The organism is Ideonella sp. BN130291 (genome assembly GCF_036231905.1).
Lineage (GTDB): Bacteria > Pseudomonadota > Gammaproteobacteria > Burkholderiales > Burkholderiaceae_C > CAMLIZ01.
In genome coordinates this window covers 217,702-233,666 of the sequence record NZ_JAZARE010000004.1, presented here as the reverse complement: position 1 = coordinate 233,666, position 15,965 = coordinate 217,702, and the positions used below count along the sequence as shown (strand labels likewise).

Genomic DNA, 15,965 nt, shown 5'->3' with positions numbered 1-15,965 from the left:
ACAAGGAGCAGACGACGATGAACCCGATCCTGGTGGAATTGCAGCGCGGCGACATGGTGGAGTCGGTGCACGCTGGCGCGTTTGCGGTGCTGGATGCCGATGGCGGCGTGCTGCTGCAGGTGGGCGACATCGACCGCCCGGTGTACCCGCGCTCGGCCAACAAGATGCTGCAGGCCCTGCCCCTGGTGGAAAGCGGCGCGCCCGAGCGCCTGGGCCTCACCGACGAGGAGCTGGCCATCGCCTGCGCCTCGCACAACGGCGAGCCCGAACACGTGCGCACCGCGGCCGGCATGCTGGCCAAGGCCGGCGTGGACGCGGCCGTGCTCGAATGCGGCGCGCACTGGCCCTATCACGAAGAGACCGTGCGCGCGATGGCGGCCCACGGCGCCACGCCCACCGCCTTGCACAACAACTGCTCCGGCAAGCACTCCGGCTTTGTGTGCCTGGCCTGCATGATGGCCGGCGCCAGCGCCCTGCCCGACTTCGTGCGCGGCTATGTCAAGCCCGACCACCCGGTGATGCGCGAGATCACCGCGGCACTGGAAGCCACCACCGGCGTGAAGCTCGCCAACGGTGCGGCACCGCGCGGCACTGACGGCTGCTCCATCCCCACCTACGGCGTGCCGCTGCGCAGCCTGGCGCTGGCGTTCGCGCGCTGGGGCACCGGCATCGGCCTGCGCGAAGGCCATGCCCACGCGGCTGCCAGGCTGCGCAGGGCGATTGCCGCAGCGCCCTTCATGGTGGCCGGCACCGGCCGCTTCGACACCGTGGTGATGGACCGCCTGCGCGAGCGTGTGTACTGCAAGGTCGGCGCCGAAGGCATGTACTGCGCCGCCCTGCCGCAGCGCGGCCTGGGCGTCGCCATCAAGATGGACGACGGCAACAACGCGCGCGCGTGCGAGGTGGTGATGGCTGCGCTGATCGAGGCGCTGGCGCCACTGGACGACGAGGAGCGCGCGTTCATGCAGGCGATGAGCACGCTGGTGATGCGCAACTGGAACGGCATCGAGGTGGGCTCGCTGCGGCCCAGCCCGGCGCTGAGGCAGGCGCTGGCCGCGAGCCGGTAGCCGGCCGCGGCCAAGGCACCGTCAATCCGGAATGTTCGGCTCCACCAGCGTGGCCAGCTGCATCAGCGACTCCTGCCACCCCAGGTAGCACATCTCCACCGGGATCGCGGCGGGAATGCCGGTCTGCGTGATGCTCACGTCGGTGCCGCAGGACACCGCACGCAGCTCGACCGTGGTTTCCATCTCGCCGGGCAGGTTCGGATCGTCGAACACGTCGGAGTAGCGGATGCGCTGCCCGGACACCAGCTCGCGGTATTCGCCGCCGAAGCTGTGGCCGTTGCCGCTGGAGAAGTTGCTGAACGACATCTTGAAATGGCCGCCGACGCGGGCGTCCATCTGATGCACCTTGCAGGTGAAGCCATAGGGCGGCAGCCACTTGGCCATGGCGTCGGCGTCGAGGAAGGCGCGGTAGATCTTGTCGGGCGCGGCGCGCAGCACGCGGTGGAGGCGGACGGTGTTGTCGGGCATGGTGGTCTCGCGGTGGTTGAAGAAGAGGACGGCCCTCTGATCTGACGACGATCGGACCGCAGCGGTTTCGACAGAGTTCGCGCGGGCATTGTTGCCCGCTCGGAACGTAGCCGCCGCTGCTGTGCTTAGACTGCATCCACATGTCTCTCCTGCTCCTGCTTCTGCTGCCCTTCGTGGGCAGCGCCGTCGCTGCGCTGCTGCCCACGCGTGCACGCAACATCGGCTCCAGCTGGGCCGGCGCGGTGGCGCTGGCGGTCGCCGTGTCGCTGGCGCTGCTGTACCCGCAGGTGCGCAGTGGCGGCGTGGTGTCCGAGCGGTTGGCGTGGCTGCCCAGCCTGGGGCTGGACCTGGTGGTGCGCATCGACGGCTTTGCGTGGATGTTCGCGATGCTGGTCACGGGCATGGGGGTGCTGGTGGTCATGTACGCCCGCTACTACCTCTCGCCGGAAGACCCGGCGGCCCGCTTCCATTCGCTGCTGCTGGGCTTCATGGGGTCCATGCTGGGCGTGGTCGTCTCGGGCAACCTGATCCAGCTGGTGCTGTTCTGGGAGCTGACCAGCGTGTTCTCCTTCCTGCTGATCGGCTACTGGCATCACCGCAAGGACGCGAGGCGAGGCGCGCGCATGGCCTTCACCGTCACCGCCAGCGGTGGCCTCGCGTTGCTGGCCGGCGCACTGCTGCTGGGCCACATCGTGGGCAGCCATGAACTCGACGCTGTTCTGGCCGCCGGCGACCGCGTGCGCGCACATGCGCTGTACCCGCTGGTGCTGGTGCTGGTGCTGCTGGGCGCGCTGACCAAGAGCGCGCAGTTCCCGTTCCACTTCTGGCTGCCGCATGCGATGGCCGCGCCCACGCCGGTGTCGGCCTACCTGCACTCGGCCACGATGGTGAAGGCGGGTGTGTTCCTGCTGGCCCGGCTGTGGCCTGTGCTCTCAGGCACCGACACCTGGTTCTGGCTGGTGGGCGGCGCGGGCCTCGCCACCTTGCTGCTGGGCGCGTATGCCGCCATGTTCCAGAACGACCTCAAGGGGCTGCTGGCGTACTCGACCATCAGCCACCTCGGGCTCATCACCCTGCTGCTCGGGCTGGACAGCCCACTGGGCGCGGTGGCGGCGGTGTTCCACATGATGAACCACGCCACCTTCAAGGCGTCACTGTTCATGTCGGTGGGCATCATCGACCACGAGACGGGCACCCGCGACATGCGCCGCCTGCACGGCCTGTGGCGCTTCATGCCGATCACCGGCACCTTGGCCATGGTGGCCTGCGCGGCGATGGCGGGTGTGCCCCTGCTGAACGGCTTCCTCTCGAAGGAAATGTTCTTCGCAGAGACGGTGTTCCTCACCTCGCATCCCTGGGTGGAGGCGGGCCTGCCCGTGGCCGCGACGCTGTACGGCGTGTGCGCGGTCGTTTATTCGCTGCGCTTTGGCCACGCCGTGTTCTTCGGCCCGCCGCCGCGCGGCCTGCCGCGCGAGCCGCATGAGCCGGTGCACTGGATGCGCGTGCCGGTGGAACTGCTGGTGCTCGCCTGCGTGGTGGTCGGCACCGTGCCGGCCTGGGCCATCGGCCCGCTGCTGGCTACCGCAGCGCAGCCGGTCGTGGGCGGCCCCCTGCCGGTGTACAGCCTGGCGCTGTGGCATGGCCTGAACAAGCCGCTGGTGATGAGCCTGCTCGCGCTGGCCTGCGGCATCGTGGCCTATCGCCTGTTTGCCGCCCGCATCCAGCAGCGCGCGCTGCGGGGCACGCCCCTGCTGCACCGGCTCGATGGCCAGCGCCTGTTCGAGCGCACGCTGGCGCTGCTCACCGGGCAAGCGGGGCGCCTGCTGCGGCGTACCAGCACGCGGCGCCTGCAGCCGCAGCTGCTGTGGATGCTGACGATCGCCGGTGCCACCGCGCTGGGCTCGGCCTGGGTGGTGCCGCTGGTCTGGGGCGACCGGGCGCGCGTGCCGGCCACGCCGGAGTTCGTGCTGCTGTGGCTGATCGGCGGCGCGTGTGCGGTGGGCGCGGCCTGGCAGGCCAAGTTCCACCGGCTGGCCGCGCTGGTGCTGCTCAGCGTGGTGGGGCTCGTCGTGTGCCTGAGCTTTGCATGGTTCTCCGCCCCGGACCTGGCCTTGACCCAGCTGGCGGTGGAAGGCGTGACCACGGTGCTGTTCCTGCTCGGGCTGCGCTGGATGCCGCCACGGGTGGCGCTGGACGACCCGCGCACGCGCGGCCGCGCCCGATGGCGGCGCACCCGCGACCTGGTGCTGGCGTTGCTGATCGGCGCCGGCCTGGCTGCCTTGTCGTACGCCCTTCTCACGCGCCAGGCGCCACAGAGCATCTCGCCCTTCTTCATCGAGCACGCGCTGCCCCAGGGTGGCGGCAGCAACGTCGTCAACGTGATGCTGGTGGATTTCCGCGGCTTCGACACGCTGGGCGAGATCACGGTGCTGGGCATCGTTGGGCTCACCGTGTATGCACTGCTGCGGCGCTTCCGACCGCCGCGCGAGGCGATCGACCGCCCGGCGCAGCAGTCGGTGGGGCACGCGGCCGGCGGCGACCTGCTGGTGCCCGCGGTGCTGGTGCGGCTGCTGCTGCCCGTGGCGGGTGTGTTCGCGTTCCACCTCTTCATGCGCGGCCACAACCAGCCGGGGGGCGGCTTCGTCGCCGGGCTGGTGATGGCCATCGCCTTCATCGCGCAGTACATGGTGGGCGGCACGCGCTGGGTGGAAGCGCGCCTGCCGCTGCGGCCGCCGCGCTGGATCGCTGGCGGCCTGCTGGTCGCCCTGGCCACGGGGCTGGGCGCGCTGGCGTTCGGCCACCCTTTCCTCACCGCGCACACCGCGCATGTCACCTTGCCGGGCATCGGGCTGGTGCACCTGCCCAGCGCGGCGCTGTTCGACCTGGGCGTGTTCGCCGTGGTGCTGGGCGCCACCCTGCTGCTGCTCACAGCGCTGGCCCACCAGTCGCTTCGGGTGCGGCGGCCGCGCCCGCCGGCTGGGGCATCGCCGGCCGCCAGCGCCAGGGAGGCCGTCTGATGGAGGTGGTGATCTCGTTGGCCATCGGCGTGCTCGCCAGCGCGGGCGTGTGGCTGGTGCTGCGCCCGCGCACGTTCCAGGTGCTGATCGGCCTGTCGCTGCTGTCCTATGCCGTCAACCTGTTCATCTTCAGCGTGGGCAGCCTGTCGATCGACAAGGAGCCGATCGTGCAGACCGGCGTGCCGCCGGACCTGCTGCACTACACCGACCCGTTGCCGCAGTCGCTGGTGCTCACCGCCATCGTGATCGGCTTTGCCACCACCGCCCTGTTCCTGGTGGTGCTGCTCGCCCTGCGCGGGCTGAGCGGCGGCGACCATGTGGACGGCGAGGAGGAGCAGCCATGACCGGCGTGGCCGACTGGCCGGTGCAGCGGCTGCTCGTGGTCCCGGTGCTGCTGCCGCTGGCCACCGCCGCCGTGCTGCTGTTGCTGGCGGACCGGCGCCGGGCGCTGGCCGCCGCGCTCAGCCTGGCCTCGGCGGTCGCCGGCCTCGGGCTGGCCATCGCGCTGCTGTGGTGGGTGGACCGGCATGACGCGCCGGCGGCCTTCGGCGTGTACCTGCCCGGCAACTGGCCGGTGCCCTTCGGCATCGTGCTGGTGGTGGACCGGCTGTCGGCCCTGATGATGGTGCTGGCCGGCAGCGCCGGGGTGGCGGCGCTGGCCTTCTCGCTGGCGCGCTGGCACCGCGCCGGGGTGCACTTCCATCCCCTGTTCCAACTGCAGCTGATGGGCCTGTACGGCGCCTTCCTCACCGCCGACCTGTTCAACCTGTTCGTGTTCTTCGAGGTGCTGCTGGCCGCGTCCTATGGCCTGCTGATGCACGGCGGCGGCAGCGACCGCGTGCGCGCCGGCCTGCACTACATCGCGATCAACCTGGTGGCCTCGCTGCTGTTCCTGATCGGCGTGGCACTGCTGTACGGCGTGACCGGCACCTTGAACATGGCCGACATCGCACACAAGCTGCCGCAGGTGCCTGCCAGCGACCGTGGCCTGCTGCACGCCGGCGCGGCCATCCTCGCCATCGCCTTCCTCGCCAAGGCTGCCGTGTGGCCGCTCAACTTCTGGCTGCCGCCGGCCTATGCCGCGGCCGGTGCGCCGGTGGCGGCACTGTTCGCCATCCTCACCAAGGTGGGCGTGTATGCGCTGCTGCGCCTGTGGACACTGTGCTTTCCGGCCAGCGCGGGCGCATCCGCGCTGTTCGGCGGCGGGGTGCTGGCCTGGAGCGGGCTGGTCACGCTGGCCTTCGGAGCGGTCGGCATGATGGCCTCGCAGCGGCTGGACCGCCTGGCCGGCTTCAGCGTCATCGCGTCGTCCGGCACGCTGCTGGCTGCCATCGGGTTCGACACGCCCGGCTTGAGCACCGGCGCGCTCTACTACCTGGCCAGCTCCACGCTGGCGGGCTGCGCGCTGTTCCTGCTGGTCGAGCTGATGGAGCGGGCGCGCCAGGTGGAGCTGGCGCCTCCGCCGGACGATGACGACCACCTGCCCGACTTTCTGGACGCGGAGCCGCCGCGCGATGCCAACCTGGACGACGAGGAAGAGGTGCTGATCGGCCATGCGCTGCCCGGCGCGCTGGCCTTCCTGGGCCTGGCCTTCCTGCTCTGCACGCTGGTGGTGGCCGGGCTGCCGCCGCTGTCGGGCTTCATCGGCAAGCTGGCCATGCTGTCGGCCCTGCTCGACGCGCCGGTGGGGGCCGCCGGCCTGGCGGCAGGGCGTACGCTGTTCGTGCTGCTCATCGTGTCTGGCCTGCTCGCGGCCACCGCGCTGGTGCGCGTGGGCATCCGCCACTTCTGGGCACCCGCGGGCCGGCCCGCGCCCCGGCTGCGCATCGTCGAATGCCTGCCCATCGGCCTGCTGCTGGGCGCCTGCATCGCCCTGGTGCTGCAGGGCGAGGCGGCACTGGCCTACATGCGCGCCACCGCCGAGGCGCTGCACCAGCCGCAGCACTACATCGGCGCGGTGCTGGGCAGCCGGCCGGTCACGCGCGGCGGCCCCGTGCCGGCCGCTCCGGGGGCCGCCCCGTGAAGCGCTGGTGGCCCGCCCCGCTGCTGTCGGCCGCGTTGCTGGCGCTGTGGCTGCTGCTCAACCCCTCGCCCGGCGTGGGGCAGGTGGTGCTGGGCGCGGTGGTGGCCCTGGTGATGCCGGTGCTGCTGGCACCGCTGCGGCCGGCGGCCGGCCCGGTGCGGCGGCCCGCTGTGCTGGCAGCGCTGATCCTGCGCGTGGGCGGCGACGTGGTGCTGTCGGCACTGAGCGTGGGCCGCGGCGTGCTGCGGGCCGGCCGGCAGGCGCCGCGCGGGCGCTTCGTGACCGTGCCGCTGCACCTGCGCGATGCCCATGCGCTGGCAGCGCTGGCCATCATCACCACCGTGGTGCCGGGCACCGTGTGGTGCGAGCTCGCGCCCGATCGCAGCGCACTGCTGCTCCATGTGTTCGACCTCGGTGCCGACGACGAGGCGGCCTTCATCGGGCACTTCAAGGCCCGCTACGAACGACCCCTGCTGGAGATCTTTGAATGAGCCCGCTGCTGTCCGCGGCCATCACGGTGACGCTGCTGCTCTACGGGCTGGCCATGGCGCTGACCCTGTGGCGCCTGATGCGCGGCCCCAGCGCCCAGGACCGCGTGCTGGCGCTGGACTTCCTGTTCGTGGTGGGCCTGCTCGTCATGCTGGTGCTGGCGATCCGCTATGGCAGCAGCATGACCTTCGAGGCCGCGTTGCTGATGGCGCTGTTCGGCTTCGTGGGCTCGGTGGCTCTGGCCAAGTTCCTGCTGCGGGGGGAGGTGATCGAATGATCGAGCTGATCGTCGCGCTGCTGCTGGTGGCCAGCGGCGCGCTGGTGCTCACGGCGGCCGTGGGCCTGTGGCGCCTGCCGGACTTCTTCCTGCGGCTGCATGCCCCGGCCATGGCCTCCACGCTGGGCGCCTGGCTGGTGGCGCTGGCGACGGTCCTGCACTTCTCGGCGCCAGCGCAGGCGCCATCGCTGCAGGCCTGGCTGGTGATCGTGCTGCTGAGCATCACCGCGCCGGTGAGCACCGTGGTGCTGGCGCGCGCGGCACTCTTCAGGCGCCGACAGGCGGGCGATCCGCTGCCGCCACCGCTGCGCAGTACCGCCGAGTCGGGACCGGCGCCTCGCACACCCGAGACACCGGAGCCCTGAGCTCGCCGGAGGAGCGGGCGAGACGAGGGCGCAGCGGGCGCCGCGCCCTCGGTGACCGCTCAGCGTGCCGCGGCGGGCCGTGGCGCGACACGCCAGGCCCTCATGGGCGGGGGCAGCGGCGCATCACGCGGCCGCGGCACGATCAGCATGTCGCATTCCGCCCCCGACAGCACCCGGCTGCTCACGCTGCCGAGCAGGAACTCGCCCAGCGTGGACCGGCCCTGCTTGCCGGCGACGATGAGGTCGGCGCCCAGCAGCCTCGCCTGCTGCAAGGTGGCCAGGTCGGCGGCACCGCGGCCCACCGAGAACACCAGGTGCGTGCGGTCCAGGCCGAGCCGGGCGGCCAGGCGGCGCATGCGGCTGCCGGTGGCGGCCGCCGCGTTGGCGCCCAGCTTGCGGATCAGGGACTCGTCCACGTCGGCGCGGCGCAGCACCGCGTCGCGATGCGTGTCCAGCGCATGGAACACATGCACCTGCGCGTTGGCCGCCAGCAGCGCGGCCAGCTGCAAGGCGCGATCCGAACCCGCGGTGAAGTCCACCGGGCTCAGCACCCGCCGGTACGGCGCCTCGGCCGGCTTCTTGATTACGAGCACCGGGCGCCGGCAGGTGCGCAGCATGCGGTCGGCGGTGCGGCCGATCAGCGGCTTGGGCAGCCGGCTGTGGCCGCGCTGGCCCAGCACCACCAGGTCGGCGTGGGCCGATGCACGCATCAGCGTGGCCAGGGGGTCGCCGACGGCGACCTCCACCGTGGCCCGCACGTCATAAGCGGCGGCGATCTCCACCGCCACGCGATGCAGCGCGGCCCGCGCCTGCGCGCCCTTCAGGTCGATGTCGGTGGTGGGTGAGAACCAGTCGCGCAAGGGCTTGCAGCCGTCGGCCGGCAGCACGTGCAGGATGTGCAGCCGGGCGCCATGCTCATGCGCCAGCAGGGCCGCGCGGCGCACGGCATTGTTGCCATCGGCGGAGAAGTCGGTGGCGGCCAGGAGAGAGTTGAACGTCGTCATGGAGCCTCCTTCACTACAACGAAAAGTCGCCACTGGATTCAGGCTGGAAGAGGATCGCCAGCACCTCGGCGCTCTTGTCCTCCCCCACCGGCGTGGCCCAGCGCGCCACGCTGCCCACGCGCAGGCCCAGCAGGCTGCGGCCCACCGGCGACAGCACCGACACGAAACCGGCGGCCGGCTCGGCGTCGGCGGGGTAGCACAGCGTGAGCGTGCTGCGCTGCCCGGTCTGCAGGTCCTGCAACAGCACTTGCGAATACATGGTGACCACGTCCGGTGGCACCTCGCGCGACGGCACGATGGCCGACGCGTCCAGCAGGTCCTCCACGTCGTGCCCGCGGCCCGGCAGGCCCTCGCCCAGCGGGTCGCGCCGCAGCAGGTTCAGCAGGCGGACATGGTCCAGTTCAGTGAGCGTGCGCTCGAATGTCAAGGCTTCCACGAGGCGGTCCTTCAGTGTGTGGACGCGCACCTGCACGATGCAGGCACGCGTCAGCGCGCGGGCGAGGTGCCCGGCGATCTGAGGAGTTGCGCAAAAGGGTGGAAGCGATCGCCGGGCTCAGGGATGTGCGGCCGGCTGACGGGTGCGTGGCCCCCAGCCGGCGCGCGAGCGCCCGGGTGTGCACCGCGGGCACGCGTCACGCGAAACCTTTTCGCGAGCAGCGCCGCGGGCCGCGACGTGGAAGGGGGTGGAACACATGAAGCCCACTCTAAGGGTGCGGCGCATTGGGTGCAGGGCACGCGAAACAAGTCGCACTGGAGCGTGTGCGTATTCACCTCTGCGCGGCGATGGTCTGCGATGGTCTGGATGGCCGTTGTCGAAATCTGCCCGGCTCATTCGTCGTGCAGGATGACCGGCGAATCCTTCGCCCGCCCCGCTGCCCTGCGGCAGCTTGCTGGCGTGACCGCACATGACCTCTTCCCCGACCCGGCTGGTGCTGCTCGTGGCCACGCGCAAGGGCGCCTGGCTGTTCCATGGCGACAGGCGGCGCGACACCTGGCGCGTGGACGGCCCGCACTTCCTGGGCCACATCGTCAGCCACGTGCAGCTGGACCCGCGCGACGGCCGCACCCTGCTGCTGGCCGCCAAGACCGGCCACCTGGGGCCCACCGTGTTCCGCTCCACCGACCTCGGCCAAACCTGGAAGGAAGCACGCCAGCCGCCCGCCTTCAGCCCGCCGACGAACGGCCTGCCCGCGCGCACCGTGGACCACACCTTCTGGCTCACGCCGGGCCACGCGAGCGAGCGCGACACCTGGTATGCCGGCACCTCACCGCAAGGCCTGTTCCGCTCGGAGGACGGCGGCGTCAGCTGGATGCCGCTGCCCTCGGTGAACGATGACGCCCAGTTCCGCGAATGGATGGGCAGCGCGCAGGACGGCACACCCGACGGCCCGAAGCTGCACTCCATCATCGTGGACCCGCGCGATCCGGCGCACCTGCTGTTCGGCATGTCCGGCGGCGGGGTGCACGAGTCCCGCGATGGCGGGCGCAGCTGGGCGCCCCTGATACAGGGCATGGAGGTGGTGGAAGGGTTCGACGCCCGCACCGTGACCTTCCACGACCCGCATTGCGTGCGCCTGTGCCCCAGCCAGCCCGACCGCCTGTACCAGCAGAACCACTGCGGCATCTACCGGCTGGACCGGCCCGGCACGGCCTGGCAGCGCATCGGCCGCCACATGCCGGCCGACGTGGGCGACATCGGCTTTCCGATGGTGGTGCACCCGCACGACGCCAACACCGCCTGGGTGTTCCCGATGGACGGCACTGACGTGTGGCCGCGCACCAGCCCGGCGGGCCGACCGGCCGCGTATATGACACGCGATGGCGGCCAGCGCTGGCAGCGGCTGGACGAAGGCCTGCCGCGAGAGCAGGCCTGGTGGACGGTGAAGCGCCAGGCGATGACCGCCGACAGCAGCGCCGAGCCCGCGCTCTACCTGGGCACCACCAGCGGCGAACTCTGGGTGGGCCACGACGGTGGCGCCCGCTGGGCCAACATCGCGCGCCACCTGCCGGAGATCTACGCGGTGGAAGTGGCGGAGTTACCGGCATGAACGTGCTGGTGCCGAGTGCGCTGCGCAGCTACACCGGCGCGGCGCAGGTGCAGGCGCAGGGCGACACGCTGCTGGCGCTGTTCGACGACCTGGAGCGGCGCTATCCGGGCATCCGCTTCCGGGTGGTGGACGAGCAGCAACAGCTTCGGGCCAACATGCGCGTCTTCGTGAATGGGCTTGGTGTGCGCGACCTGGCGCAGCCCCTGCAACCGCAGGATGCGGTGGCCATCGTGCAGGCGCTGAGCGGTGGATGAGGCGCGGCTGATGAGTCCGGGAATCCGTAGTCCGCACGGGTTGTGCCCACGCCGGCGCCTGCTACGATCGCGCGCGCCTTAAGGCAGATGCAGTCATGCCAGGCATTGCCCTCGTTCATGCGCGAGGCTTGTTTCGCCAGGGAGCCCCATCATCGATACCGGACTGCTCAAGGAACTGCGCATCGAAGGTGCGCAACGTGAGGACCATGACAGCGGGCCGCCGAAGTGGGTGTGGGGGCTGCTCGCCGGCCTGGTGCTGCTGGGCGCCCTTGGCGTTGGCGCCTGGTGGTACGTGGCGGGCAACCGGCCCGTGGCGGTGCAGACCGTGACCGTGCGGGCCAACGGCCAAGGGCCCTCCGCTGATGCCGTGTTGCAGGCCACCGGCTACGTGACGGCGCGGCGCTCGGCCACCGTGTCCGCGCAGATCACCGGCACGCTCACCGAGGTGTTGATCGACGAGGGCTTTCGCGTCAAGAAGGGCCAGGTGCTGGCCCGGCTGGACGACAGTGGGCTCAAGGCCGGCCTGGCCACGGCGCAGGCGCAGGCGCGCAGTGCACAAGCCGCGGTGGCGCAGCAGCGCGCGCAGCTGGCGCAGGCCGAGGCCGATGCGCGCAGACAGTCGGAACTGGCCGCGCAAGGCATGACCACGCGCCAGAGCCAGGAGCAGGCCGCCACCTCGGTGACAGCCCATCGCGCCCAGCTCGACGCAGCCCAGCGCCAGGCAGAGGCCGCGCAAGCCCAGGTGGCGCAGGCCCGCGTGAACTTCGACTACGCCACCGTGCGCGCGCCCTTCGACGGCGTGGTCACCGCCCGCGCGGCGCAGGTGGGCGAGATCATCTCGCCGCTGTCCGCCGGTGGCGGCTTCACCCGCACGGGCGTGGGCACCATCGTCGACATGGACTCGCTGGAAGTCGGCGTGGACGTGAACGAGGCCTACATCGCGCAGGTGAAAGCCGACATGCCCTGCGAGGCGGTGCTGGACGCCTACCCCGACTGGAAGATCCCTGCCCATGTGCTGGCGGTCATCCCGAGCGCCGACCGCGGCAAGGCCACCGTGAAGGTGCGCGTGGCGCTGGACCAGAAGGATGAGCGCGTGGTGCCCGACATGGGCGTGCGCGTCACCTTCCTGGCCACCAAGCCGAAGTCGCAGGCCGCACCGGCGCCCGGCGTGCTGCTGCCGCCCGAAGCGCTGGTGCAGCGCGACGGCACGAACACGGTCTTCGTGGTGAACGACGGCCAGGCGCAGCAGCGCGCAGTGAAGCTGGGCGCCGACGTCGGCAAGTTCCGCCTGGCCACCGACGGCGTGAAGGCCGGCGAAGCGGTGGTGGTGTCACCGCCGGCCGAATTGAAGAACGGTTCCAAGGTCGCCAGCAAGGAATGACGCGACCCCTGCACAACGAACGCATGGAGGCATGACATGACCCGACTGATCGAGATCCGCGACCTCTCCAAGGTGTACACCCGGGGCAAGCAGACCGTGGAGGTGCTGCACCACATCGACCTGGATGTGAACCAGGGCGACTTCCTCGCGCTGATGGGCCCCTCGGGCTCCGGCAAGACCACGCTGCTCAACCTGATGGGCGGGCTGGACGCGCCCAGCGGCGGCGCCATCAGCGTGGCCGGCGAACGCATCGATCAGCTCAGCGGCGCCCAGCTGGCCAAGTGGCGCGCAGCCAAGGTGGGCTTCGTGTTCCAGTTCTACAACCTGATGCCCACGCTGTCGGCGCAGAAGAACGTGGAGCTGCCGCTGCTGCTGACCAAACTCTCCGCGGCCGAGCGCAAGAAGCGCGCGTCCATCGCGCTGCAGCTGGTGGGCCTGGGCGACCGCGCCACCCACAAGCCCACCGAGCTGTCGGGCGGCCAGCAGCAGCGGGTGTCGATCGCACGCGCCATCGTGTCGGACCCGACCTTGCTGGTGTGCGACGAACCCACCGGTGACCTGGATCGCCAGTCGGCCGAGGACGTGCTCACGCTGCTGCAGGTGCTCAACCGCGAACACGGCAAGACCATCGTCATGGTCACCCACGACCCCAAGGCCGCCAGCCGCGCCAGCCGCACGCTGCACCTGGACAAGGGCACCCTGGTGACCGCGGCCGAAGCCGCCGCCGCCTGAATCGCGAGGTGACGCGATGAAATACCTGCACCTCATCTGGGCGGCGCTGTTCCGGCGCAAGCTGCGCACGGTCCTGACGCTGGTGTCCATCATCACGGCGTTCCTGCTGTTCGGCCTGCTGGACGCCGTGCGCGTGGGTTTTGACCAGGCCGGCCAGAGCGCCAACGGCGCCACCCGTTTGCAAACCGGATCGAAGCTCAGCTTCATCCAGCTGCTGCCCATGTCCTTGGGCGCGCGCATCGCGCAGGTGGACGGCGTGAAGGACACCACCTACGCCAACTGGTTCGGCGGTGCCTACAAGGACCCGCACAACCAGGTGTTCAGCTTCGCGGTGGCGCCCAACTACCTGGACATCTACCCCGAAATGGAAGTGTCGGCCGAGCAGCGCAAGGCCTTCGCTGAAACGAAGACCGGCGCTCTCGTGGGTGAAGCCCTGGCCCAGCGCTTCGGCTGGAAGGTGGGCGACCAGCTGCCGATGCAGTCCACCATCTTTCCGGACAAATCCGGCAGCCTGAACTGGACCTTCAAGATCGTGGGCCTGATCCACGTGTCCGACAAGAAGGCTTCCGGCTGGTTCGACCAGCTGATGCTGCTGCGCTGGGACTACTTCGACGAGACCACGCCCTACAACCGCGGCCAGGCCGGCTGGTACGTGACCCGCGTGAAGGACGTGAACCAGGCCGACCGCGTGGCCAAGGCCATCGACGCGATCTCGGCCAACTCCGACCACGAGACCCGCACCCTCACCGAGCAGGCCGCCACGGCGGCGTGGATGAAGCAGCTGGCCGACATCAACCTGATCGTCACCTCGATCATGGGCGCGGTGTTCTTCACCTTGCTGCTGCTGTCGGGCAACACCATGATGCAGGCGGTGCGCGAGCGCACCAACGAGATCGCGGTGCTCAAGACGCTGGGCTTCTCGGGCCACAGCGTGCTGGCGATGGTGCTGGCTGAATCGATGCTGCTGTTGCTGCTGGGCGGCATCGTCGGCCTGGGGCTGGCCAGCGTGATCGGGCCGGCCGTGGGCGCGGCCAGCAACGGCATGCTCAACCTGCCGGCCGCCGGCGCGGCCAGCTGGGCCATCGGCATCGGGCTGATGCTGTTCTTCGGCGTGGTGGTGGGTGCGCTGCCGGCGCTGAATGCGATGCGCCTGAACATCACCGATGCACTCGCAGGGAGGGCCTGACATGAAGTACCTCAAGAACTTCGGCCTCGTGCTGCTCACCCTCATCGTGCTGGCCGCCTGGGTGATGCTGCCCTGGCAAGGCGCGCTCGCGCTGCTGGTGTTGCTGGCGCTGTGGCTGTTCCTCTTCCGCGGCGGCGCGCAGGCCCGCTCGGTGGCGTCGGTCGGCATCAGCACGCTGAACCAGCGCCTGGGCTCGTCGGCCGTCATCGTGGTGGGCATTGCCGGCGTGGTGGGCGTGCTGGTGGCGCTGCTGGCCATGGCCGAGGGCTATGCGCAGACGCTGCGCAACTCCGGCGGGCTGGACACGGCCATCGTGCTGCGCGGCGCGTCGGCGGCCGAAGTGGCCTCCGTGCTCAGCCGGGAAGACATCGTGCAGATCAGCCAGGCCGCCGGCATCGCACGCAACGACAAGGGCGAGCCGCTGGTGTCGGCCGAAACCGTGGTGGCGGCCAACCTGCCGGTGAAAGGCACCACCACCGACGAAGAAGGCAGCGCCCAGGTGCGCGGCGTGGGCGAAGAAGCGTTTGCCGTGCGCCCGCACCTGAAGATCGTGGAAGGCCGCCGCTTCCAGCCCGGCCTGCGCGAGCTGGTGGTCGGCAAGGGCGCGGTGCGCCAGTTCGCCAACCTGGGCGTGGGCTCCACCTTGAAGCTGGGCAACCAGCCCTGGACGGTGGTGGGCATCTTCGCCTCGGGCGACGCGATGGAGTCCGAGCTCTGGGCCGATGCCAGCGTGGTGAACGACGCCTACCAGCGCGGCAGCGGCCGCAACTCCGCCACCGTGAAGCTCACCAGCGCCGCCGCGTTCAAGGACTTCAAGGCCGCGCTGGCCGCCAACCCCCAGCTGCGGGTGGACGCCAGCACCACCTTGGACTTCTTCGCCAAGCAGTCGGAGCAGATGACGCAGATGCTGCGCATCATCGGCATCACCGTGGGCGCCATCATGGCCGTGGGCGCGGTGTTCGGCGCGCTCAACACCATGTTCGCGGCCATCGCGTCACGGGCGCGCGAGATCGCTACCTTGCGGGCGATCGGTTTCCGCGGTTTGCCGGTGGTGGTGGCGGTGATGCTGGAGACGATGTTGCTGGCCCTGATCGGCGGCGCCATCGGCGGCGTGATCGCCTGGGGGCTGTTCAACGGCTACGAAGCCTCGACCATGGCGGCGGGGTCGGTGGGCAAGCTGAGCTTCAACCTGCGCGTGTCGCCGGGGCTGCTGTGGGAAGGGATCAAGTGGGCGCTGGCAATCGGGTTCATCGGCGGGCTGTTCCCGGCGGTGCGGGCGGCGAGTCTGCCGGTGACGGCGGCGTTGCGGGAGTTGTGAGGTGGGCGGCCGGCGCCTTCCGCCCTCCAGGAGACAGCGCCTTTGGCAAAGGGATGCCTCGCCTCGCCCTCATCCGGTCTTGCAGCGGATGTCACTGGCGCAACAGACGCAAGCCATCGCCCAGTCGATGTAGATCTCTGCGGTCGAAGTTGCCTCCTCGCGGGGCCGGAGCACCCGGAAACGAAGCTGCTTAACGGGTGCTAGCACCGCGTGCCGCGCGCGGCTGCGTTGAAGCTGTAGTAGCGAAGGGGACACGCCGCTGGAGTGATTGAGATTCGCATCGGCGCTGTCGGGGATGCTTTTTAGGCAGTGGAGCGGAGAAACGTTGCAGCGGGA

General features: G+C 70.5%; 16 protein-coding genes. 13 read left to right on the top strand and 3 right to left on the bottom strand.

The window, feature by feature from the left end; genetic code table 11:
* The first annotated feature begins 17 nt into the window (after nucleotides 1-17).
* Nucleotides 18-1,067 carry an asparaginase gene (locus VPH43_RS10280; protein WP_328577595.1) on the top strand — a complete coding sequence of 350 codons (1,050 nt, stop codon included), beginning with the start codon at nucleotides 18-20 and terminating at the stop codon, nucleotides 1,065-1,067.
* Nucleotides 1,068-1,088: 21 nt separating this feature from the next.
* Here VPH43_RS10280 and VPH43_RS10275 read toward each other — a convergent pair whose 3' ends face one another.
* Nucleotides 1,089-1,535: an SRPBCC family protein gene (locus VPH43_RS10275; RefSeq protein ID WP_328577594.1), complete on the bottom strand. Its 447-nt coding sequence runs from the start codon at nucleotides 1,533-1,535 to the stop codon at nucleotides 1,089-1,091.
* A gap of 140 nt (nucleotides 1,536-1,675) precedes the next feature.
* Between VPH43_RS10275 and VPH43_RS10270 the strand changes: the two genes are divergently transcribed.
* From VPH43_RS10270 to mnhG, 6 genes are read left to right on the top strand one after another with little or no spacing between them, the layout of a single operon-like run.
* Nucleotides 1,676-4,552 (top strand): monovalent cation/H+ antiporter subunit A, encoded by a 2,877-nt coding sequence (locus VPH43_RS10270; protein WP_328577593.1) that lies wholly within the window; start codon nucleotides 1,676-1,678, stop codon nucleotides 4,550-4,552.
* On the top strand, nucleotides 4,552-4,896 hold the full coding sequence (locus tag VPH43_RS10265; RefSeq protein WP_328577592.1) for a Na+/H+ antiporter subunit C: 345 nt from the start codon (nucleotides 4,552-4,554) through the stop codon (nucleotides 4,894-4,896). The genes VPH43_RS10270 and VPH43_RS10265 overlap by 1 nt, the downstream gene beginning before the upstream one ends.
* Nucleotides 4,893-6,575 (top strand): monovalent cation/H+ antiporter subunit D, encoded by a 1,683-nt coding sequence (locus tag VPH43_RS10260; protein ID WP_328577591.1) that lies wholly within the window; start codon nucleotides 4,893-4,895, stop codon nucleotides 6,573-6,575. Before VPH43_RS10265 ends, VPH43_RS10260 begins: the two co-directional genes overlap by 4 nt.
* Nucleotides 6,572-7,066 carry a Na+/H+ antiporter subunit E gene (locus tag VPH43_RS10255; RefSeq protein WP_328577590.1) on the top strand — a complete coding sequence of 165 codons (495 nt, stop codon included), beginning with the start codon at nucleotides 6,572-6,574 and terminating at the stop codon, nucleotides 7,064-7,066. The genes VPH43_RS10260 and VPH43_RS10255 overlap by 4 nt, the downstream gene beginning before the upstream one ends.
* Nucleotides 7,063-7,341: a K+/H+ antiporter subunit F gene (locus tag VPH43_RS10250; RefSeq protein WP_328577589.1), complete on the top strand. Its 279-nt coding sequence runs from the start codon at nucleotides 7,063-7,065 to the stop codon at nucleotides 7,339-7,341. Before VPH43_RS10255 ends, VPH43_RS10250 begins: the two co-directional genes overlap by 4 nt.
* Complete coding sequence (gene mnhG / locus VPH43_RS10245) at nucleotides 7,338-7,706, top strand: monovalent cation/H(+) antiporter subunit G (protein WP_328577588.1); 369 nt, start codon at nucleotides 7,338-7,340, stop codon at nucleotides 7,704-7,706. The genes VPH43_RS10250 and mnhG overlap by 4 nt, the downstream gene beginning before the upstream one ends.
* A 59-nt stretch (nucleotides 7,707-7,765) precedes the next feature.
* Here the strand turns inward: mnhG and VPH43_RS10240 are convergent, their stop codons facing one another.
* Nucleotides 7,766-8,710: a universal stress protein gene (locus VPH43_RS10240; protein WP_328577587.1), complete on the bottom strand. Its 945-nt coding sequence runs from the start codon at nucleotides 8,708-8,710 to the stop codon at nucleotides 7,766-7,768.
* A gap of 13 nt (nucleotides 8,711-8,723) precedes the next feature.
* Complete coding sequence (locus VPH43_RS10235; protein ID WP_328577586.1) at nucleotides 8,724-9,146, bottom strand: GreA/GreB family elongation factor; 423 nt, start codon at nucleotides 9,144-9,146, stop codon at nucleotides 8,724-8,726.
* Between the two features lie 469 nt (nucleotides 9,147-9,615).
* Here VPH43_RS10235 and VPH43_RS10230 point away from each other — a divergent pair, with 469 nt between their 5' ends.
* The 6 genes from VPH43_RS10230 (at nucleotide 9,616) to VPH43_RS10205 (ending at nucleotide 15,629) form a co-directional block, all read left to right on the top strand.
* Entirely contained in the window at nucleotides 9,616-10,758 is a 1,143-nt protein-coding gene (locus VPH43_RS10230; RefSeq protein WP_328577585.1) for a glycosyl hydrolase, read from the top strand.
* A complete protein-coding gene (locus tag VPH43_RS10225; protein WP_328577584.1) occupies nucleotides 10,755-11,012 on the top strand; it encodes a MoaD/ThiS family protein in 258 nt (85 codons plus the stop codon). The genes VPH43_RS10230 and VPH43_RS10225 overlap by 4 nt, the downstream gene beginning before the upstream one ends.
* Nucleotides 11,013-11,241: 229 nt before the next feature.
* Entirely contained in the window at nucleotides 11,242-12,393 is a 1,152-nt protein-coding gene (locus VPH43_RS10220) for an efflux RND transporter periplasmic adaptor subunit (protein ID WP_328577583.1), read from the top strand.
* 36 nt (nucleotides 12,394-12,429) lie between these two features.
* Nucleotides 12,430-13,125 (top strand): ABC transporter ATP-binding protein, encoded by a 696-nt coding sequence (locus VPH43_RS10215; RefSeq protein WP_328577582.1) that lies wholly within the window; start codon nucleotides 12,430-12,432, stop codon nucleotides 13,123-13,125.
* Between the two features lie 16 nt (nucleotides 13,126-13,141).
* Nucleotides 13,142-14,311, top strand: coding sequence for an ABC transporter permease (locus tag VPH43_RS10210; RefSeq protein ID WP_328577581.1), 1,170 nt, complete (start codon nucleotides 13,142-13,144; stop codon nucleotides 14,309-14,311).
* A gap of 1 nt (nucleotide 14,312) precedes the next feature.
* Nucleotides 14,313-15,629, top strand: a complete 1,317-nt coding sequence (locus tag VPH43_RS10205; RefSeq protein ID WP_328577580.1) for an ABC transporter permease — start codon at nucleotides 14,313-14,315, stop codon at nucleotides 15,627-15,629.
* Nucleotides 15,630-15,965: the final 336 nt, after the last annotated feature.